Here is a 19777-nt window from a genome sequence, read left to right on the forward strand (position 1 = left end):
CAAGATTATCGTAGCTGTGTCGTGAGAACGCGCGCCTCATTCTCTCTTCAGTGGCGATGCACCGGCAGTCCCCGCTACTAATCAAGGGATTACTGCACAACCACCATCGCATAGTGGAGGAGAGCTTTTCGCGGCTTCAATTAGGAAATACACAACCGCCAAAGGAATTGCATGGCGCGTCCAGTTTCGAACACCGGATGGGCGTTCGCGCACCAAACAAGGATTCCCCACCAAGACCGCAGCTACGGCATGGGCGGATTGCAACGCCGTCAATACGCGTGAGGGGCATAAGCTCTCCCCAGAGCAGGCCAACCTCACCGTTGGTGATTTGGTTGAGCAGCTCTTCACAATCGCGGAGTGGAAACCCTCTTGGCGCGCTCGCCTAGCAACTGTCTCCAATGGCCATGTCCTCCCACGGTGGGGGCGAACGAAGGCCACCGATGTCCGCCAGATCGATGTGCGTATCTGGCTGGCAAACATTGAAGTGCCGGACTATGCAAGCCGGAACAGCGCGCGGCGATGGGATGGAGCTACGGAGCCGATGGCGGATACTCGAAACGTCACTGCCTCACGCTCCTAGCAAGCACGCTGGATCTCTTGCCGTGACTGAACAAATAATCAAAAGGAATCCGGCACGCGGCTTCCCACTACCGAAGAAGGATCAGCCCCCCACGATTTCTCACCGAATCTGAGCTTTCGGCGTTAGCTAGGGCTTTCAAATATCCGGAGGTGTTGTGGACACTCGGCACAACTGGCATGCGATTCGGCGAGCTGGCAGGACTCCAGGTGCGAGATGTGGATTTTGAAAAGTACCGGATTCGAGTGGCACGAAACGCCGTGTGGATTGATGGCGAAACCGTTGTGGGCACCCCAAAGACTGAACAGGTCCGCTCAATCACAGCACCCGCTTTCGTATTTGACATGCTCCGTGAGCAGTGCGCGAGGAAAAACCAATGGCGGGGTTTTTTCGTCGACAAGCGAACCAATTAAACGGCCATATTCGAAAAATCACTGGTTCCAGCAGGCGGTCGCACGGTGCGAAGGGCCGGACTGATCATTTCTCGAGTAACGTTGCACGATCTGGGGCATACCGCCGCGTCATTGATGGTTTCTTCTGGGGCGAATGTGAAGCTTGTACAACGCCAACTGGGGCACGCTTCGGCGGCAATGACTCTGGATACCTACGCGAGCCTGTTTGACGCAGACTTGGGTCAGCTGCGGTGGCGAATGGAAGCGGCGTTTTCGGAGTTCCTCTGACTCTGTGCTGGCCGTCAGCTCCCGCTTTTCGCCGTTGACTGCTCAGGTGGGACTGATCCGCCAGATGCGACCCAAAAAACAACACCGTAATTTCACACACCCCTTCACACGCCCGCCCACTTGTGCCAAGCTGTTCACCACATCAGAACCAACAGTGAGGAGGGGACGTGCGCGCTCTCGTCATCGTCGACGTCCAAAATGATTTCTGCCCCGGCGGCTCGCTCGCCACTGAGCGTGGAGCCGAGGTGGCACAGGCAATTACGCAGCATATGCACGAGCACAGCGATCGTTATGGGGCGATCGTCGCCACGAAGGATTGGCATATCGACCCGGGCGATCATTTTTCCGATTCGCCGGATTTCAAGGATTCTTGGCCTGTCCATTGCAAGGCGGATTCTCTAGGCGCCGAATTTCACCAGAATCTCGATACCGCGCCGATTGAGGAAATTTTTTATAAAGGCCAGTATGCAGCGGCCTATTCAGGATTTGAGGGCACGAACGAGCCCAAGGATAAGGGCACGCCGCTTGCGGAATGGCTGCGTGCTCACGACGCGGACATCATCGACGTTGTCGGTATCGCCACGGATCATTGCGTCAGAGCGACCGTCTTGGACGGACTCAAGGAAGGCTTTGAGGTGCGCGTGCTCACCGAGCTATGCGCCCCGGTGAGTGAGGAATCCGGCGAAGCTGCTTTACAGGAGATGGTGGGCTCGGGCGCCCAACTGGCCTAAACCTCCCCATCGCGCACGCCCGCCCCCGTGTGGGGGCGGCAAAAAGCAGCACGTGGGCTTTTATCGTCGAAAAGCTCAGTGCTGCCAAGAATGCGCTTAGCGGTTTGCCAGCAGACGCTGCAATTCCTTGAGGTCCTTGTTCTTCTTACGTCCGCGAACTACACCCAGAAGCACCAGGCCAGCCACAGCGGCACCGATGCCCATGAGGGTCTTTTGCACCTGCGGATCCTTCAGCTTTGCGGTGGCCTGAGTTTTGGCGTCGTCAACCAAGTTGGCGGGCTTGGAGCGATCAGCAATTTCGTCCAGGGTGCTGGCGAGCTGACGGCGGGTGCGCTCGATGTCGCGCTGGATATCATCAATGTTGCGTGCCACGTGAGGGACTCCCTAGCTGAGTTCGTTAATTGAAATCTTCTTATACCTTAATACCACCACAGCAAAAACCAAGAAGCCGGTATCCTTTGAAGCCATGACTGAACAAATCCGCCTCCAGCCCGGCGACCAAGCCCCAGCCTTCAGCTTGCCCAATGACCAGGGTGGCACCACCAGCCTTGAAGACTTCCGCGGGCAGCGCGTCATCGTCTACTTCTACCCGCGCGCCAACACCCCAGGCTGCACCAAAGAGGCGTGCGACTTCCGCGATTCGCTCACTCAGCTCAATGACCAAGACATTGCTGTGGTGGGTATCTCGCCGGACAAGGTCGACAAACTCGCCAAGTTCCGCGAGGATCACGAGCTCACCTTCCCCTTGCTTTCCGACGAAACTAAGGACGTCATGCAGGCCTACGGCGCCTTCGGCGAGAAGAAGAACTACGGAAAAATCGTCCAGGGCGTCATCCGCTCCACCTTCCTCATCGAATCCGACGGCACCATCGGCGTGGCGCAATACAACGTCAAAGCAACGGGCCACGTCGCGCGCCTGATCCGCGACCTCCCCTCCTCCTAACTTTCTAGGCGGCGGCGATGGCGAAGGATCCAACCGTTGGTGAGACGACCAACCAAAACCGGGGCGACATTCTGCTACCCCGGCGCAGGCCTGCGCAACAACGCAGCCGGGAAACCTTTGAAAAGATTCTGACGTCCGCGCGGACAGTGTTAGTGGAATGCGGATTCGAGTCCTTCACCTTCGACGAAGTATCCAAGCGCGCGACACTACCAATCGGCACCATCTACCGCTTTTTCGCCAACAAATATGTGTTGATCTGCGAACTTGACCGCCAGGACACCGCCAGCGCGATCGCCGAGATGCAACGCTTCGCTGAACAAATGCCGGGCATTCAGTGGCCGATGGTGCTCGACGAACTCATCGACCACCTCGCACTCATGTGGCGCGCCGATCCCTCGCGTCGAGCGGTCTGGCACGCGGTGCAATCCACCCCCGCCACACGCGCCACCGCCGCAGCCACCGAACTTCCGCTGATCGAACTCTTAGGCTCGGTGCTCAAACCACTCGCACCCCAGCGCAGCGATCAAGAACGCGGCGACCTCGCCCGCATTCTCGTCCACACCATGACGTCCCTGTTGAACTTTGCCGTCACCGAGGACGCACGCTTTGACGTCACGGTCCGCGAAATCAAGCGGATGATCCTCGCCTACCTCTTCGACGCAGCTCAGCCCTCCTAACTATCCCCTACTTTGAGCAGGCATTGGGCGATGGCGTAGTCGCCGTCATGGGAAATGCTCAGCGCCGTCGTGGCCTCACGCAGAAGCTTTTCGACGTCCCCATGCAGCCGATACGCAACGCGCCCATGGGTATCGGGCACCACCTCAATCAGCGCCCACAACTCGGGCGTATCTGCGAGCACCGGCGGCCGGCCATAGAGTGACTGCCCCCAGGCTTTCACCAGCGCCTCTTTGGCGGCCCATCGCCCCGCCAAGTGTTGGGCACGATCGGTGCGCGCGTTGGCTACGCGGAGCTCCTGTGCGGTGAACACCTCCAAGAAGCTACTGCCTGGCATTGCAAGTTGTTGGCGAAATGCCTCAATGGCCACGATGTCTGTGCCGATGAACATGGTGTCAGTGTTGCATAGCTTTTCAGCCGAAAGGAAAACCCCGCCTCTTGAACTTTGCTAAGAGCATCGAAAAGGCGGGGCTTCGGGGCGCGTGCGGCCTAGCCTTCGGCGCTGGTTCCGAGGACCCCGTTGATCAGGCGGGCACCATCGTCAAGCAGGATTGCGGCTTCGCGTTCCTTCTGCACTTTCGCTCCACCCTCGCCGAGATTTCGATCCTTGGGGCGCTCATACAAGCTGGCGGCATGGTGCATGCCGTCGAGGATCCGGCGAGCACCTTCCTCCCGGCGTTGAGCGGCGCGCTCCTGCCACTGGCGCAGGGCGTCCTGGCCGCGCTGCTGGCGCAGCGCTTCTTCGAAGGCACCGGCGTGCACCACTGCCACGAGGGCAGAAACGTGGCCGAAGCCGAGGGAGGTGACAAAACCTGCCTTGGGTGCCCTGCTGGAAATATCCAGTGGCTTGCGTACCCACACCAGGTGTTCATTAGCGGCGAGCACTGGATCCACGCAGTCTAGGCTCATATTCGCCGGAATCACACCGGTGGCGAGCACCTGTGTGAGGCCAACGAGCTGGAATGCGGCTGCGCCACCCTTGGCATGACCAGTGAGCGTTTTCTGCGAGATCACGTACAGCGGGTTGCCTTCGCTGCGGCCGATGGAACGGGCAATGCGCTCGTGCAGATCAGACTCGTTGGGGTCGTTCGCATTGGTAGAGGTGTCGTGCTTGCTTACGATCGCCACGTCATCGGCAGCAACGCCCACTGCCTGCAGACTGCGCGCCAGACGGGAATGTTCCCCACCGCGAGCGGCGCCCAAGGCTCCCAGGCCGGGAGCCGGAATGGACTGGTGGGCACCATCGGCGAAGGACTCAGCAAAGCCGATGACGCCAAGCACCGGCAGCCCGAGGTCGGCGGCCACGGAACCGCGGGCCAGCAGTAGGGTGCCACCACCGGCGGATTCCACGAAGCCGGCGCGGCGGCGGTCATTCGCACGCGAGAAGTAGCGATGCTCGATGCCCTTGGACTCCAATTCCTTCGAGTCCGCCGTGGCGGCCATGTCGCCGAAGCCGGTGATGCCTTCGATGGAGAGGTCATCGTAGCCACCAGCAACCACGAAGTCGGACTTGCCCAGCTTGATCTTGTCCACGCCTTCTTCCACGGATACCGCCGCGGTGGCGCAGGCGGCCACTGGGTGAATCATCTGGCCATAGCCACCGACGTAGGACTGCATGACGTGCGCTGCCATCACGTTCGGCAGTGCTTCTTGCAAAATATCGTTTTGGCGCGGCTCGGCGAGCATGCCGTCGATGTAGAGCGAGCGCATGGACTGCATGCCGCCCAGACCTGTGCCCTGCGTTGAAGACACTCGCGCCGGGTGCAAAGTAGCCAGCAGTTCCGCTGGGCTAAAGCCCGCAGAAAGGAACGCATCGACGGTGCAGACGAGGTTCCACAGCGCCACACGGTCAAGATTGTCCACCATGTCCGCGGGGATGCCGTAGACGGAGGGGTCGAAGCCCTCGGGAATTTGTCCGCCGACGAAGCGGCTCATCGTCATCCGGCGCGGTACACGCACCGCCGATCCTGCGTAACGGGTGACCGTCCACTCCCCTGCCGCCTCATCAAAGGCTGCGGAGGTGGTCTCTGGCTTTGATTCAACGAAGCTGCGTGCTGCCGCTTCGTCCGCAACGGTGAAGCTCAGATCTCGATCCAGGTACACGGTAGTCAGCTCCGGTGCGAGGTTGTCCAGCATGCCGAAGTCATCGTGATAGCGACGCACGCCCACCCGCGCGAGCACCTCATCGTGGAAGCGTTCAAAGATGTCGGCCTCGTCTACGGCTTGGTCTTCAGCGTCGTACCAGCCTGGGGTGGGGTCCTCATTCCAGTGAATGAGCCCCATCGTCCACGCCAGCTCCATCACGCCGGCGGCGGAGAGATCGCCACTGAGCTCCGCCTCGAAGCGGGTACGAGCCGAGCCCCACGGCCCGAGTTCGGCCGCGCCAACGATCACAACCATGTCTTCGAGGGATTGCTGCACCTGGCCTGCGAAGTCGGGCGCGTTGCCAGACAGTACCTCTGGGAGGTTTGGTAGCGCCTTCAGGCTGCGATCTTCGGCTTCCTCGTGTTTGTCTTGGCTCGTGCGCGCCTGCTGCGCGAGCTCTGCCAGATTGATGTCAGATTCGCCTAGTCCGCCGGTGGCATCCACTTCTACGGGGCCGCGCGCTGCTTGTTCACGCACCGCAGGGGTGATCTGCTCCACCAGCTTGGCGGCCATTTCCTCGGTTGAATAGGTAGTGACGCCTGCTGCCTCAACGGCTTCTACGAGCGGATCATTGCCACCCATAAGGCCGGTGCCACGCACCCAGCCAATGAGCATGTGCACCAGTGAGGTGTTGGGCTGCCAGGACGTTTCGGCATGCCAACGGGTCACCAGCGCATCGAGCGCTGCCTTGGACTCACCATAGGCGCCGTCTCCGCCGAAACGACCACGGTTCGGGGAGCCGGGGAGTACAACGTGCAGGCGTTCGCCCACGTGAGTATCCGCCCCGATGGTGGAAAGCCCAGCGATGAGGCGTTCTACGGACCACAGCAGCAGACGCATCTGCAGCTCGGATTGCGCTCCAGCTTGCATCAAGGAGCCGGAAACACGAGGTGCTGCGAAGGGGAAGAGCAGAGTGGGAACCAGCGACGGTTTGAGCACCTTCGATGCGCCATTTACGGTGGTGACCTGCTCTGTTCCGATCCAGTTGATCAGATTATCAAGATCGCTGAACGATGACAGGTTCGCGGGCACGATCCACACAGCGGCCTGGCCGCGAGCGGAACGGCGGTAGAGATCCTTGTAGAACTCCAAACGCTTGTGACCCAAAGAGGAAGTGGTCAGCACCACCGTGGCACCGCCTGCGAGAAGCTTTTCGACGACCGCCGCAGCAATCGAATCAGGCGATGCACCGGTCACTACGGCTACATCATCGGCGTATTCAAGCTCAGCGTCATCGCGAGCCTGCACGGCGGCCCAGTCCACACCGAGGTATTCGGCATGAGCGGCAACGGTTTCACCAGCGCCGTCGAAGCGAACATCGAGCTCTTCGCCAGCGGCGATTCGTGAGAGATCTTCGCGTGCGCTTGCCCAGCGGTCGTCGATGAGCACTGCCTTGTTGGCGTCGAAGGCGGGGGTGACCTGGCGGATCCAATCGGAGCCAAGCTCCTCAGTGACCAATTCGACGACGGCGGCATCGGCATTATCGGCCTCAAAGTCGTATGCACCGCCATCGCTTAGACCGAGGTTTTCCAAGATCGTGCGGGCGGTTGCTGCCAGCACGCCCTTGTCACCGGTAACCTGCTCTGCGAATGCGCCCAGAGCGGCGGAATCAACCACGCCGCCGCCGGAGGCTCCACCGCCTGGCAGTGACACGCTCACCCCGTGGGCAGCGGCTACGGCTTGCACGGTGGCGTCGATAAGCTGATCCAGCTCAGCCGAAGAAGCCGGAGATGCGGGGGTGAGGGTGGCCAAATCGCCGCCGCGCAGCGACGCTCCCTCGCGGGCACCCAGCACAAGTGCAGCGGTAACGTGATCAGCCCATCCTTGGCCGAGCTCCCAGGTGCCCCTGACGCGCTCTGCGATGTATCCCGGGCGCTTGCCGGTGGGGCCGGTTATGCGGCGGAGGGCGTCGCTGATGGCGTCGCCAAGCACGGGGCCGAAAGGCGTGTAGCCTTTGGCCATCTTGCTCACGGTCTGCTTCAGGCTGGACAGTTCGGCATCGGCAGCGCCGTCGATAGCACCCAGCCCAAATTCCACACCGAGGTCAAGCAGGAGCTGGTTTCGGCGCGAGGAAACGCCTTCCACCAGGGCTTCGATGGAGTCGCTTGCCGCCATCTGGTCGGGGCGAACCTTGGTCCACTGCGCAATGAGCATCTCGGTGGCATCCGCGGGGGTGAATGCGATGTCCTCGGGGCGCGGGCCGCCGGTAGGCGCTGCGGGAGCAACCTCGGTGGGCTGCTGTGTGACACCTTGCGGTGCTTCCTGTTCGGTGCTCTGCTCTTCTTCCTCCGGGGTTTCGGGTACTTCTCGTTGGAGGGCATCCGCAGCGAAGACCACGGTGCGGTCGCGCTCAGCATTGAGGATCTCCACGTGCGCGTCACGGTGCTGGGGCAATGCCTGGGTCTGGGCCAGCAGGTTGGCAAGGGTTGGGGCATTTGCCACACCCACCTCCACGAAGCGCTCAATACCCAGCCCACCTGCGGATTCAGGACGAAGCAGGAGGTCTTGGGTCTCAATCCAACGCACTGGGGAGGCGAACTGCCAGGCAAGCAGTTCCACCAACAGGGTGCGCGCCAGCTTCACTGGTTGGGAGCTCCACTGATCGAAGTCGCGGACAATCTCGTGCAGCACGGGGGCGTCCACGACATCAAGCATGGATTCCACAAACTCTTCGGAGAGCTCGAAGGGACGCGCCACGAGGTTGGGCACGTAGTGATCCACCAGCACGTCCAGGTCCACGTTCTCGGGGATAAGTGAATCAAGGTGCGAACGGAAGTCATCCACACCGTCAAGCAAGTGGGTGGAGTGGAACGGCACGTCGATGCCCGGGATCTGGATGAAGGCACGAGCACCCGGCGCGCGCTGCTCTGCGTCTGCAGCCAAGGCACGAAGGCCCTTGGAGGTACCGGCGACCGCGTATTGCTTGCCTTCGAGGTTGAAGTTCACAATTTCGAGGAATTCGCCGGACTGCTGGCTCAAGTTTTGCACGTACTCAAAGACGCTGTCGGCGCTCAGACCCATCTTGTGAGGACGCAGGGCGGCCAGGCCGTAGTTGGAGTTCCCGTCCTCATCGCGTTCCACCAGGCGGTGCATGGTGAGCCCGCGGCGATACACGATTTCGAGGACGTTTTCCAAGCTCAAAACCCCGGCGAAGGCGGCTAGCGCGTTGTATTCGCCAACGGAGTGTCCGGCAAAATATGCGCGCTCCTGCAGCACGCCTGCCTCGCGCATTTCTGCAATTTGTGCCACGCCGAGGGTAGCCATAGCCACCTGCGTGAATTGGGTGAGGAAGAGCACACCCTTGGGATGGGTGAAGGTTTCGCCATGAACGCGCACTTCAGTGGGATTGTCTTGAACGATGTGCAATACGGAGAAGCCCAGCTTGTTCCGCGTATGTTCGTCTGCTCGATCCCACACCTTGCGCGCGGCAGCACTCTTGGAACGCGAGTCCATGCCCATGCCCTGGTGCTGAATGCCCTGGCCGGGGAAAGCGTAGAAGGTGCGCGGTTCTGCCAGCACGACGGTGGCGCTGAGCACGAGATTGCCCTCAACGGTGGCGGTGACTTCACGCACCTCACCGTGGCCAGCGCGGGTATCAATACCGGAGCGCTCCACCACGAATTCAATTTCTTGGCCGGGAAGCACCGGCGCGAGCATGGTGGCGGTAAATTCCTTCACCTCTGCGGCTGAGGTGTTCACCGTTTCGCCGCTATAGCTTGCCGACGCCACGAGTTGCGCAATGGCGGACGTCCACATGCCATGCACGATCACGCCTGGGAGTCCTGCCAAGGTGGCGGCGGTATCGGAGGTGTGGATGGGGTTGTGATCACCAGAGACGGCAGCAAATGCCTTCATGGAGCGCGGTGCGCGCACCTTGGCGTGGCTGCGGAACGAACGCGGCGCATCAGCAACGCTTGGCAGCGCGGAAGTATTGGTTCGTGCCACTGCATTGCCGCGACGTCCGCGGATGGCCATGCGCTCGGAGAGCTTGGCGCACACGGTGCCATCGACGGAAAGTTCCGCGCGGATCACGACGATGCGGCCGATGGTGGTGTCGTTGACTTCTTCGGCGCGCGCCTGCACCTCGATGGATACACCGGGGCGCAAAATGGCGCGGTCAAGCACGGTGATGTGGTGTTCGAGGTGGACCAGATTGAGCATGCCTTCTACCACTCGGGCGGCGTCGTTGCCGGGCACGCGGGCGGAGGCAACGGCGGCGAAGATGGCAGGCCATGCCTTGCCCACCAGCACGTCGGCTGCAACGCTATCGACGCTCAGGAATGAGGGCAGGTGTCCGGCGGTCACGGTGGCATAGTCCGCCAGGTCTTCCTCGGTGAGGGTGGCCTCCCAATGCACGGTGGCAACGCCCTCGGATTCGCGAACCTCACCCAGGGTGCCACCGGCAGCAACGCGGCAGAGCTCATCCATAGCGGCCTCTGCGTCCTTGGCGGTCACCTGCGGTGCAGCACCGGGGGTTTGCGATGCGCTGAGCTTGATCTTTAGATCCACGCCCGCGCGCAGCGGCACGGAAAGTTCTGCGTGCTGATCATCCACTGCGCTCAGTGTCGCACCGGTGTCGGCATGGGTGGCTTGCTCGCCTACAACCTCCCATTGCTCGGGCTGCCCCAGGCGATGTACGGGGTTGATGCTCATCCGGCCAGCCCAAGCAACACCGGGTGCCTTCAGGATGCGCTCGAGCACGGAGTCGTTGGCATCGTGAACCTCGGACTGCCCAAGACGCTGCTTGGTTGCCTCAACGAAGCGTTCCAGCAGCTCAGCCACGGGCTCGTTGGCTTTGGTGATGCCGGCAACGGCCTCGATGCCGGGGATGATGGCCACCTGATCGGCGCTATAGCGCGGATCGTGCGATTGCCAGAGGGAGTCTGAACGCCACCAGCGGCGAACATCCTTGTCAATCACGGGCACGAAGTTGACGGGCTTACCCGGTGTGCGCGCAAGCTGCATGAACCACACCACGTCGGCTGGGTGAAGTTTTTGGCTCTTCGCCTGGGTGTAGAGCTGCAAGAGCTTTTCGACGCTCCCGCGTGGATCAACTTCACTGACCTCGATTTGGGGTTCGATGTCACCGTGGTCCTGGGGGTGCAGACGTGCTTCGGCGCGCTCCAGCATTTGTGTGAAACGGTTGAACCAGCTCTGGTCGGTCCACTTCCCGTCGCTTGTTCCTTCCGGGCCAGAAAGTTCCAGGTAGCGGTTGAGCCACTGCTCGTAGGTCATGGCATTGACGTCGCCAAAATATGGCTTTGCCGTCTTGCCGATGGCCTCAATGATTTCCTCGCGGCGAGCTGCCACAGCCTCCGCGTCACCGGCAACTTCGTCGAGCAGGCGTCCGGCCTTGGCAAAGGAGTTGTCGATCTCGTGGATATCTGCGCCAAGCTGAGAGCGTCCCGATGCCATGCCGGATGTGGCCCCACCTGCGGGCACCCATTCGGCGGAGCCGGGGGTTTCCACCAGCAGTTGTTTGACAGCCTCGGAGGTTTTGGCCTCCTTGGTGGCCATGGCTGCGGTACCGATGAGGATGCCGTCGACGGGCATCGCCGGCAGTTCATAGCGCGTGGACCACTCGCCGGTGAGGTAGTCGGCTGCGCGCTCGGGCGTGCCAATGCCGCCGCCTACGCACAGGATCGCGTTCTCGGCGGCGCGAATATCGGCGTAGGTCGCAATGAGTAGCTCATCGAGGTCTTCCCAAGAGTGGTGCCCACCGGCTTTGCCGCCTTCAACGTGCAAGATGATTGGCACCTCGGGCACGTCTGCCGCGATGGCCAATACTTTGCGGATCTGCGCTACGGCACCGGGTTTGAAAGCGATCCAGGGGAAGCCGTCAGCGCGGAGGTCGCGCACCAATGCCACGGCTTCATCGTGCTCGGGGATGCCGGCGGTGATGACGATGCCGTCGATGGGCGCGCCGTTTTCACGGGCTTTGGGCACCAGGCGCTTACCGCCGATCTGCATCTTCCACAGGTAGGGATCCAGGAACATGGAGTTGAATTGGGCATTGACGCCAGGTTCAAGCAGCTCAGCTAGCTGATCTAGGTGCTGTTCAAGAATCTCTGGCGTTACTTGGCCACCACCGGCGAGCTCTGCCCAGTGGCCTGCATTTGCGGCGGCAGCGACTATCTCGGGGTCAACGGTAGTGGGTGTCATACCGGCGAGCAGCATGGGGCTGCGTCCGGTGGTCTCGGTGAACTTGGTGGCAACGCGCACGCTGCCATCGGCGGCGCGCTTGAGCTTCGGGGCGAATTGTTCAAAGGCGGCGGGAAGGGAAGGTGCCCGGCCTGCGTCGAAAAGCTTTGCCTGACCAGCTTGGATAGCAACAGCCAAGGTGGCAGCACCACTACCCTGCAACACTGGGCGGGTGAGCGCGGTAACCCCTTCGGCAGGTCCGACGTCGAGAAGCCAACGAGCCCCGGTTTCGAGTGCCTCATTGACCTGTGCGGGCCAGTCGACGGGGGTGACCATCACGACTTCAGCGGCCTTGCGCGCCAGCTCGGCATCCAAGCCGAGTTGCTTCGCCCAGTGTTCGACATTGTCTGCGGCCTTGTTCATCTGCGGGTGGTGGAAGCCAACCTCGATGGGAAGGGGGTTAAACTTCGGCGCGAAGGCAGAGCCGCCACGCAGCTTCTTTTCCACCTCGGATTGGGAGCGCTTCGATTGCGCGCTCAAAAAATCGAGAACCTTCTGATTATCCGCAGGGCGGCCAACGAGCACGAAGCTGTCGCGGGTATTGCGCAGGCCGATCACAGGGCGAATGTCCTGATCAACGTCCCCACACGCATGGTCAATGGCGCCTTGCAACTGTTCGCGGCTGATGCCGGTGATGGAGACCATCGGCGCAGCATCTCCTTGGGCAACAAGCCCGGTGATCTTGGCCCGGCGCGTAATGGCGACGCCGATCAATTCGGCTATGGCCAAAACATCGGCGGCGCTGGAGAGATCCTTGAGGGCGTACTCCCCCAACACGCCCTGGGAATGGCCGAGGGCAGTGGTGGCGGAGTCGATATCGAGGCCCTGGCGCTCCAACACATCGAGGGTGGCCAATTGGGAAACCAAGATGCCGGGTACGCTGAGTGCGGCGGCTTGGGGATTGGCCGGGGCGAGCTCTTCGTTCTGCGCCCAAACGATGGGATCGAATCCGAAGGGGCGGGTGCCGATGATCTTTTCTTCGATGCCACTGAGCTTCGTGCGCGCCTCAGCCACAATCGGCTCGATGGTGCGCGTGGCACCCTGAGCCAGCGCCTCGCGCAGAGCGGGCAACCAGCTCACACCCTGGCCTGGGAAAATGAGCGCGAATGGGGTATCGCTTAGCGTAGAGACCAAACGAGGGGCGTCGTGGGTGGTGTTGGCTGCGAGTTTATGGTCGGTCACCAGCAAATACTCCTGTTTCGGAAAAAAGGTGATGGCCACTTGCCCGCCCGAAGGCGGAAGAAGCCACGCACCGCAAGTACATTTGTTAGGAATACAAATATGCCACAAAAGGTGAGGGTTTTGTCATTTTTCGCCCCCGTCTGCGTGTTCGCCAGGCGGTCGAAGCCATCGAGCGGGCTCCCTAGAACGCTCTTGCCAGCAATCTGAGTCACTGGAGCCAAGCTCCGCAGCCGCAATATCGACGGCGCGAGCCAGCGCCTCTGCCGCACGGCCCTCAGCAACTGCCTCACAGGCATACTCAAAATGCAGTTCCCCAAAGGTGCTTTCCACCGCCGGCACATCGCTGTTGGAAAGGTAGGCGTCGAAGACCCTCGAAATACTCATGCCCATCACTCTAGCCACCCACCCCCGAATCACCTCTGAACTGCAAAAACTTTAGGCACGCAAGCGCTTCAACACCTGCTTGTACGCCCCTCTACCGTGCACGCTATCCAAGGCGTTTTGCGTCACCACCATGCCCGGGTTTTGCATGAGTGCCAGTGACTTCGGGCGCTTTCCAAATTTGTGCTGCAACTTAGGAACGGCCGAATACCACTCCTGCTGCCTCCTACTCACGATCACCAGAGGCGGATACTTTTCCTCCTTGGCGCGCTTGAGCGCCTTTTTTACAAGTGCGCGCTGATAGCGCTGACTCGGCAGCCAATTTCCCTCTTGCTGCGCAAACACATCGCGCGAATAGTCCACCGCATAAGGGAAAAGATTGATCACCATGAGATTCTTGTACAGCTTGCGAGCAACTTCAGCCCGAAGATCATCGTCGGCGTGGTTGAATCCCTCCCCTCCCAATTTTTCACTCAAATCATTCAGGAGCGGAGTCAGCACACCCGCCTGCGCCTGCTGCACCTCACCGGTGGGCGAATCCTCCGCCTCTATTCGACGAACTCCAAACAACCCTTGAGCACCTGGCAATTCCATCGTGCTGAGATCCTTGGCGTAGTAGAAACCGCCCTTATTGCCGCCCGAGCGAAGATTCTTTCGGTACGCCTTCCGCCATACCTCGTTGTCCAGCGCCTCATTTCCGCCGATCATTGGATGGGAGGCCAGAAGGATCACTGAAGCGGCATTGATATTGCCGATAAACGGTTCTGGAGGAAGGCCAATTTCAACCCTGGCACTTGATGCCTCGGGTAGCTCCGCATTGAAACTCTGGACTACTGCAGCATCACAATCGAGGACGAAGTGCTCCCGAACATGCCAGTTCGGATCTTGCTGGCCTTCGTGCTCAAACAGTGTTTCCCATGGGTTCTTTACTTTTGCCATACTTCCGCAGTGTAAAGAAAAACCGCAAGCGTTGAGCGTGAGGCTCCACTTGCGGTACGTGGTGCGCCCGGAGAGACTTGAACTCTCACGTCCTAAGACACTGGAACCTAAATCCAGCGCGTCTGCCAATTCCGCCACGGGCGCATCGCAACGAAGTTGCTTGTTGCATAGTACACGTCACAGCCCCCATCACACCAACCGGTCCAACCAACCTTTGTTGGACCCGCCAAAAGGGTAGACTTTCCACCCGTGAGCACCGAGAAACACAGCGATCACGCGCCCCAACAGCCACGTCGCTTCCGCGTGCGTCTTTGGCACATCGTGTTTCTCATCATTGCCGTGATCGCCACGCTCTTGCTTGCTTGGTGGCAGTGGACGCGCTTTCAATCCGGCTCCGGAACCTTCCAAAACCTCGGTTACGCTTTGCAGTGGCCATTCTTCGGCGCCTTCTTCGTGTACGCGTACCGGAAGTTCGTGGAGTACGAAAACCAAAGACTCGCCTCCGACCAGGAGCTTTTCGACGCCACCGCGCAGCCAAACAACACCAGCAAACACAACACGATCACCGAAATTGACGAATCCTTCCTCCCGCAGCGCGAGCAACTCAGCGTGGAGGAATTCAATCAGCTTCAACAACCGCAACGTCGCCACCGCGGCGAGGGCGCTTAACATTCATTGCAAGGAACCCAAACATGACGAATACGCCAAAAATTCACCCCGAGCGCCAAGCCCGAGTTCGTAAAGCACTGAAGCTTTTCTCCATTTCAGCGTGGGTCACTGGCGTGTGGTTGCTCATTCTATGCACCCGCATGGTGCTTGATTACATCGTAGGTGTGGACATCCCCACCTGGGCGAAGTACATCGGCCAAGTGCACGGCATTTTTTACATGCTGTACCTGGTGGCCACCTTGAACCTTGGCACCAAGGCACGCTGGGAGCCTACCAAGTGGCTGGTCACCGCGCTGGCGGGCACCATCCCCTTCCTCTCCTTCTTCGTGGAGCACTGGCGCCGCAAGGAAGTGGAAGCGCAGTTCCAGCTCTCCTAACTTTTTCGCGCAGCACAACGGCCAACCTCGCAATGTATTGAGGTTGGCCGTTGTGTCATTATCGCTGGATCACCCAAGCGAAATTCGGGAACTTTACAATCCTCCCAGTTCCCGTCTCCCTTTTCATTGAAGCGTGAACCACCTAAAACTCAAAGGGGTGAAAGCACGAGGCCTTCAGAACCACACGCCTCACGGCCGCCATGACATCTGCGTTCATCCGATGCCTTGATCTTCTTGCAGCTTGAGTTTCTTGATGCCAAGCACAAAGAAAATGATCGCTGAAAGCAAAGCTGAGGCCGAGATTGGATTGAAGTAGACGAGTCGATCACCGGCATCGAGCCATGAAAAGAACAGCACCGAAATTGCGGCTGTAACCAGCATCAATGCCGAGGTCAAAAGAAACCGTTTACCCGAAGCACGATGCGGCTGCTCCTGTGAGTCCTCCACCGACAGCACCTAGCCAGCCAAATCCTTGATCACGGGGACGAGTTGCGAAAGCGCACGCCCGCGGTGCGAGATCGCATTCTTTTCCTCGGGGCTCAGTTCACCGGCGCTGCGGCCGGTGCCAGCCTCATCTTCTTCGGTGGGAACGAAGAGCGGATCATAACCAAATCCTCCCTCGCCCTGCGAGGCGCGCAGCAGGCGGCCAGGCCAACGGCCTTCCACCACGTGCTCCTCGCCTTCGGGGGTAACCAGTGCGCAGACGGACACGAAGGCCGCGGCACGGCGCTCATCGGGCACGTGTGCCATTTGGCCGAGCAGCAGCTCGTTATTGGCCTCGTCATTGCCGTGGGCACCACTCCAGCGTGCAGAAAGCACGCCGGGCATGCCGTTGAGCTCATCCACGGCGATGCCGGAATCATCGGCGACGGTGACCAGGCCCGCATGCTTCGCCCCGGCGCGCGCCTTGATCAGCGCGTTATCGGCGAAGGTCCGGCCGTCCTCCACTGGTTCTTCGTAGGCATCCACTGCACTGAGCGGCAGTACCTCTACCCCATCGATCCCGGCAGAATCGAGGATGGTTTGCAGCTCGCGCAACTTCTTGGCGTTATTGGATGCAAGCAGGATCTGCATTTAGCGCAGCTCCCCTTCCAGAGCCGCCTTTTGGGCGGCAATCAGCTCGCGGCAGCCCTTCTCCGCGTAGTCGAGCATGGCGTTCAATTGATCACGGTCGAAGGTGTTGTGCTCGCCCGTGCCCTGAATCTCCACGAACTTGCCCGACTCGGTCATAATGACGTTCATGTCTACGTCGGCGCGGGAGTCTTCTTCATAGGGCAGATCGAGGCAGACGTGGCCGTCGATAAGCCCAACCGAAACCGCAGCTACTGGGGGCAGCAGCGGCTCGCCGGGAACCACGCCTTCGGCTTTGAGGTGCGCGATCGCGTCGGCAAGCGCAACATAGGCACCAGTAATGGAGGCGGTGCGGGTGCCACCGTCGGCCTGCAGCACATCGCAGTCAATGTTGATGGTGTTTTCGCCAAGCTCTCCCAAATCCACGGCCGCGCGGAGGGAACGGCCAACGAGGCGAGAGATTTCGTGCGTGCGCCCCTTGACTTTGCCGGCCATGGATTCGCGACGCATACGGTCGTGAGTGGCGGCAGGTAGCATCGAGTACTCAGCGGTAAGCCAACCTTCGCCGGAATCCTTTTTGAATCGAGGGACACCGAGTTCAACGCTTGCGGTGCACATCACGCGGGTATTTCCGTACTCAATGAGGACACTACCTGCGGGATTGGTGGTGAAACCGCGGGTGATCTTCACAGGGCGCATTTGGTCACGGGCGCGGCCGTCGGCGCGCGAAAAAGTTTCAGTCATGCCAACAACGTTACCTGGCACCCAACAAGTTTAAACGTGGATCTCCATGCCAGCCGCGGAAACCTCAACTGGGCCATCGAATTCTGCGCGGGCCGCCTCCAACGCACCCTGCGGATCACCCCACGGCGGAATATGCACCAGCAGCAGGCGTTTTGCCCCAGCTTCTTGCGCGATACGGCCGGCCTCTGCCCCTGATAGGTGCATGTTGGGCGCTTTGCCTTCGCTGCTCACGCCCCACGTTGCCTCACAGAGGAAGAGGTCCGCATCGCGGGCGCACGCCACCAGTTCGGAAGTAAAAGAGGAATCCCCCGAGTACGCGATCACCTTGCCGCTTCTGGGATCCTGCACGCGCAGCGCATAGGTTTCAACTGGATGAATCACGGGGAAAGGTGTGATGTTCAGCGAACCTACAATTTCTTCACGGTGGGCCTGCCAGGGGCTGAAAGCGAAGGTATCGGACATGTCGTCTACTTCACCAGCCACATCAGAACTCAAACGCCCAAGATGCTCAAAAGTGGCAGCGGGACCGAAACAGAGGTTGCGCCCCGATGCGGGTGATTCTGGGTGATAGCGCCGCCACACCATCAGCGATGGGAAATCGAGGCAATGATCTGCGTGGAGATGTGAGAACACCACATGTGCTTCATTGGGGCCGTGGAAGCGCTGGAGCTGCGCGAGCACCCCCGGACCTATGTCCATGAGCACGCCCGTGCCACGATCGGGAAGGATGAGGTAGCCAGAGGCCGGATTATCGGGAGCACCGACGCTTCCGGAACTGCCAAGAACAATCACCTTCATACTGGCAACTTTGCCACGGCATGCACTGAAATATGAAACCCGTGCGCGCTTGAAGTTGAAGGAATCACGTTGCGGTGATGTGTTCCACGTTGCTCACATGAGGGCCGAGGAATCGCGTAGCTAACTGCGCGAAAACTTCTGGATCACCCGTGGAATGGAAATGGTGCCGAGGCTGATGCGCCTCATCCGCCAACATATCGCTGGCGGAAAGCTCACGGATCACATCCTTGGCCGTCTCCTCTGCAGAAGAAACGAGCGTGACGTGATCCCCCATCGCCAATTGGATCACGCCAGTGAGCAATGGATAATGCGTACACCCAAGCACCAAGGTGTCTACCCCGGCCGCTTGCAAAGGCTCAAGGTACCCCTGCGCCACGCCGAGGATCTGCCTACCAGCGGTAATACCGCGCTCCACAAAGCTTACAAAGCTAGGGCATGCAGCGGCTGCGATTTCCACCGAAGGGCTAGCGGCAAAGAGTTCTTGATATGCACCCGAATTGATGGTGCCTTCGGTGCCAATCACACCAATTTTTCCATTGCGGGTGGTGGCTACTGCCCTGCGAACCGCTGGAAGAATCACCCCGAGTACGGGCACGTCGTAGCGTTCTCGGAGGTCTCGCAATGCCGCCGAGGTAGCCGTATTGCAAGCAATGACGATCATTTTGACCCCGCGCTCCATGAGCTGATCCCCGATCACGATGGAACGCTCCCGCACCTCAGCGATGGATTTTGGGCCATAAGGGGCGTGGGCGGTGTCGCCGATGTAATGCACGGATTCGTGTGGCAGTTGTTCCATGATGGTGCGCGCCACGGTGAGTCCGCCAAGGCCAGAGTCGAAGATTCCAATGGGTGATGAGGGCTCAGGCATGCGCTCGAGTGTACCCAAGGGTGTCCAATCTGCTTGCCCTCAAGCCTTCATCACTGAGCGCATCACTTAGCGGCGTGCTTGACGCATCTGCGCCTCGCGTGCACGCTTCGCCTGCAGCGCAGGAGGATCATCGCTGGTAATCGTGGCACCGGCGATGAAGCCACCGATGGCTCCAAAGAGGTGCGCCTGCCAGGACACGCCTTCATCGGTTGGCAGCACGCCCCAAATCAAACCGGAGTACGCAAAGGCCAGTACGATCCCGAGCACCACTTGCCCTGCGCTGCGGTTAAAAATGCCGCGAACCACCAGGTAGGCCAACCACCCATAAATCAAACCCGAAGCACCGATGTGGGAGGTGCCAATGCCACCCACAAGCCAGGTGCCCAGGCCACTAACAACGCACACTATGCCGGTAACTTCCCAGTAAGCGCGATGTCCGCTTAAGCCGATGAGGAAGCAGAAGATTGCACCGGGGATGGAATTGGCAGCGATATGCGCCGAGGAGCCATGAATCAACGGGGCAGTGAAAATGTGCCAGATTGATGAGAGATCCAGCGGGTGCACACCGAAGTACGTCAGCGTTCCCCGGAACACGAAAACGTTGACCAGGTGCACGCTCCAAATCACCACCAGGTAGCCAAAGGCGTACAGGAACCCTGCACCGACGTTCCCGGAAGTTTTCACAGGAGCCTGCTGTGGCATGCGCTGCGGCGGAAGGTGCTGTCCACCATAGGGATTCGGCTGCGCAACGCGCTGCATATTGGGGCGTTGGTTGGGTTGCGGGTACCCGGGATTC

At 60.2% G+C, this 19777-nt stretch carries 17 protein-coding genes and 1 tRNA gene; 6 read left to right on the forward strand and 12 right to left on the reverse strand.

Translation table 11 applies throughout. The annotated features are described in order from the left end of the window. Positions 1-1035: 1035 nt before the first annotated feature. Together CGERO_RS10885 and CGERO_RS08350 are read left to right on the forward strand one after the other, a co-directional pair. Positions 1036-1257, forward strand: coding sequence for a tyrosine-type recombinase/integrase (locus CGERO_RS10885; RefSeq protein WP_164470290.1), 222 nt, complete (start codon positions 1036-1038; stop codon positions 1255-1257). Positions 1258-1424: 167 nt separating this feature from the next. Continuing rightward, complete coding sequence (locus CGERO_RS08350; RefSeq protein WP_123934986.1) at positions 1425-1988, forward strand: nicotinamidase; 564 nt, start codon at positions 1425-1427, stop codon at positions 1986-1988. Positions 1989-2084: 96 nt separating this feature from the next. Here CGERO_RS08350 and CGERO_RS08355 read toward each other — a convergent pair whose 3' ends face one another. Beyond that, a complete protein-coding gene (locus CGERO_RS08355) occupies positions 2085-2360 on the reverse strand; it encodes a DUF3618 domain-containing protein (protein ID WP_123934988.1) in 276 nt (91 codons plus the stop codon). A gap of 94 nt (positions 2361-2454) precedes the next feature. On the opposite strand from CGERO_RS08355, the gene bcp reads away from it, so the two are divergent. Beyond that, positions 2455-2931, forward strand: coding sequence for a thioredoxin-dependent thiol peroxidase (bcp, locus tag CGERO_RS08360; RefSeq protein WP_123934990.1), 477 nt, complete (start codon positions 2455-2457; stop codon positions 2929-2931). Positions 2932-2948: 17 nt separating this feature from the next. Beyond that, a complete protein-coding gene (locus CGERO_RS08365; protein WP_123934992.1) occupies positions 2949-3608 on the forward strand; it encodes a TetR/AcrR family transcriptional regulator in 660 nt (219 codons plus the stop codon). Here the strand turns inward: CGERO_RS08365 and acpS are convergent. The 5 genes from acpS to CGERO_RS08390 form a co-directional block, all read right to left on the reverse strand. Next, positions 3605-3997: a holo-ACP synthase AcpS gene (acpS, locus tag CGERO_RS08370; RefSeq protein WP_123934994.1), complete on the reverse strand. Its 393-nt coding sequence runs from the start codon at positions 3995-3997 to the stop codon at positions 3605-3607. The two genes, CGERO_RS08365 and acpS, sit on opposite strands and share 4 nt — an antisense overlap. A 98-nt stretch (positions 3998-4095) precedes the next feature. Beyond that, entirely contained in the window at positions 4096-13134 is a 9039-nt protein-coding gene (locus tag CGERO_RS08375) for a type I polyketide synthase (RefSeq protein ID WP_123934996.1), read from the reverse strand. A 123-nt stretch (positions 13135-13257) separates the two neighbouring features. Beyond that, positions 13258-13518, reverse strand: a complete 261-nt coding sequence (locus tag CGERO_RS08380; protein ID WP_123934998.1) for a hypothetical protein — start codon at positions 13516-13518, stop codon at positions 13258-13260. A 51-nt stretch (positions 13519-13569) separates the two neighbouring features. Further along, positions 13570-14454: a hypothetical protein gene (locus CGERO_RS08385; protein WP_123935000.1), complete on the reverse strand. Its 885-nt coding sequence runs from the start codon at positions 14452-14454 to the stop codon at positions 13570-13572. A gap of 59 nt (positions 14455-14513) precedes the next feature. Further along, positions 14514-14598 (reverse strand) — tRNA-Leu (locus tag CGERO_RS08390). A 105-nt stretch (positions 14599-14703) separates the two neighbouring features. Here CGERO_RS08390 and CGERO_RS08395 point away from each other — a divergent pair. Both CGERO_RS08395 and CGERO_RS08400 read left to right on the forward strand, forming a co-directional pair. Continuing rightward, positions 14704-15123 (forward strand): hypothetical protein, encoded by a 420-nt coding sequence (locus CGERO_RS08395; protein ID WP_123935002.1) that lies wholly within the window; start codon positions 14704-14706, stop codon positions 15121-15123. A 23-nt stretch (positions 15124-15146) separates the two neighbouring features. After that, positions 15147-15500, forward strand: coding sequence for a DUF3817 domain-containing protein (locus CGERO_RS08400; RefSeq protein WP_123935004.1), 354 nt, complete (start codon positions 15147-15149; stop codon positions 15498-15500). 213 nt (positions 15501-15713) lie between these two features. Here the strand turns inward: CGERO_RS08400 and CGERO_RS08405 are convergent, their stop codons facing one another. The 6 genes from CGERO_RS08405 to CGERO_RS08430 form a co-directional block, all read right to left on the reverse strand. Further along, positions 15714-15947, reverse strand: a complete 234-nt coding sequence (locus CGERO_RS08405; RefSeq protein ID WP_123935006.1) for a hypothetical protein — start codon at positions 15945-15947, stop codon at positions 15714-15716. A 9-nt stretch (positions 15948-15956) separates the two neighbouring features. Then, the gene (rdgB, locus tag CGERO_RS08410) at positions 15957-16574 is read right to left on the reverse strand and encodes an RdgB/HAM1 family non-canonical purine NTP pyrophosphatase (RefSeq protein WP_123935008.1); all 618 of its coding nucleotides are present in this window, start codon (positions 16572-16574) and stop codon (positions 15957-15959) included. Beyond that, entirely contained in the window at positions 16575-17315 is a 741-nt protein-coding gene (gene rph / locus CGERO_RS08415) for a ribonuclease PH (RefSeq protein ID WP_123935010.1), read from the reverse strand. 30 nt (positions 17316-17345) lie between these two features. Continuing rightward, positions 17346-18113 (reverse strand): MBL fold metallo-hydrolase, encoded by a 768-nt coding sequence (locus CGERO_RS08420; protein WP_123935012.1) that lies wholly within the window; start codon positions 18111-18113, stop codon positions 17346-17348. Positions 18114-18177: 64 nt separating this feature from the next. Beyond that, positions 18178-18981, reverse strand: coding sequence for a glutamate racemase (murI, locus tag CGERO_RS08425; protein WP_123935014.1), 804 nt, complete (start codon positions 18979-18981; stop codon positions 18178-18180). Between the two features lie 66 nt (positions 18982-19047). Continuing rightward, positions 19048-19683, reverse strand: coding sequence for a rhomboid family intramembrane serine protease (locus CGERO_RS08430; RefSeq protein ID WP_245998912.1), 636 nt, complete (start codon positions 19681-19683; stop codon positions 19048-19050). Between the last annotated feature and the right edge of the window lie 94 nt (positions 19684-19777).

Origin of the sequence: Corynebacterium gerontici (genome assembly GCF_003813985.1) — a bacterium.
In the GTDB taxonomy this organism is placed as follows: domain Bacteria; phylum Actinomycetota; class Actinomycetes; order Mycobacteriales; family Mycobacteriaceae; genus Corynebacterium; species Corynebacterium gerontici.

Coding starts and splice junctions, on each gene's coding strand:
- bcp (WP_123934990.1), top strand. CDS start 2,455: ATGACTGAACAAATCCGCCTCCAGCCCGGCGACCAAGCCCCAGCCTTC.
- CGERO_RS08365 (WP_123934992.1), top strand. CDS start 2,949: ATGGCGAAGGATCCAACCGTTGGTGAGACGACCAACCAAAACCGGGGC.
- acpS (WP_123934994.1), bottom strand. CDS start 3,997: ATGTTCATCGGCACAGACATCGTGGCCATTGAGGCATTTCGCCAACAA.
- CGERO_RS08380 (WP_123934998.1), bottom strand. CDS start 13,518: ATGAGTATTTCGAGGGTCTTCGACGCCTACCTTTCCAACAGCGATGTG.
- CGERO_RS08385 (WP_123935000.1), bottom strand. CDS start 14,454: ATGGCAAAAGTAAAGAACCCATGGGAAACACTGTTTGAGCACGAAGGC.
- CGERO_RS08400 (WP_123935004.1), top strand. CDS start 15,147: ATGACGAATACGCCAAAAATTCACCCCGAGCGCCAAGCCCGAGTTCGT.
- rdgB (WP_123935008.1), bottom strand. CDS start 16,574: ATGCAGATCCTGCTTGCATCCAATAACGCCAAGAAGTTGCGCGAGCTG.
- rph (WP_123935010.1), bottom strand. CDS start 17,315: ATGACTGAAACTTTTTCGCGCGCCGACGGCCGCGCCCGTGACCAAATG.
- CGERO_RS08420 (WP_123935012.1), bottom strand. CDS start 18,113: ATGAAGGTGATTGTTCTTGGCAGTTCCGGAAGCGTCGGTGCTCCCGAT.
- murI (WP_123935014.1), bottom strand. CDS start 18,981: ATGCCTGAGCCCTCATCACCCATTGGAATCTTCGACTCTGGCCTTGGC.
- CGERO_RS08430 (WP_245998912.1), bottom strand. CDS start 19,683: ATGCCACAGCAGGCTCCTGTGAAAACTTCCGGGAACGTCGGTGCAGGG.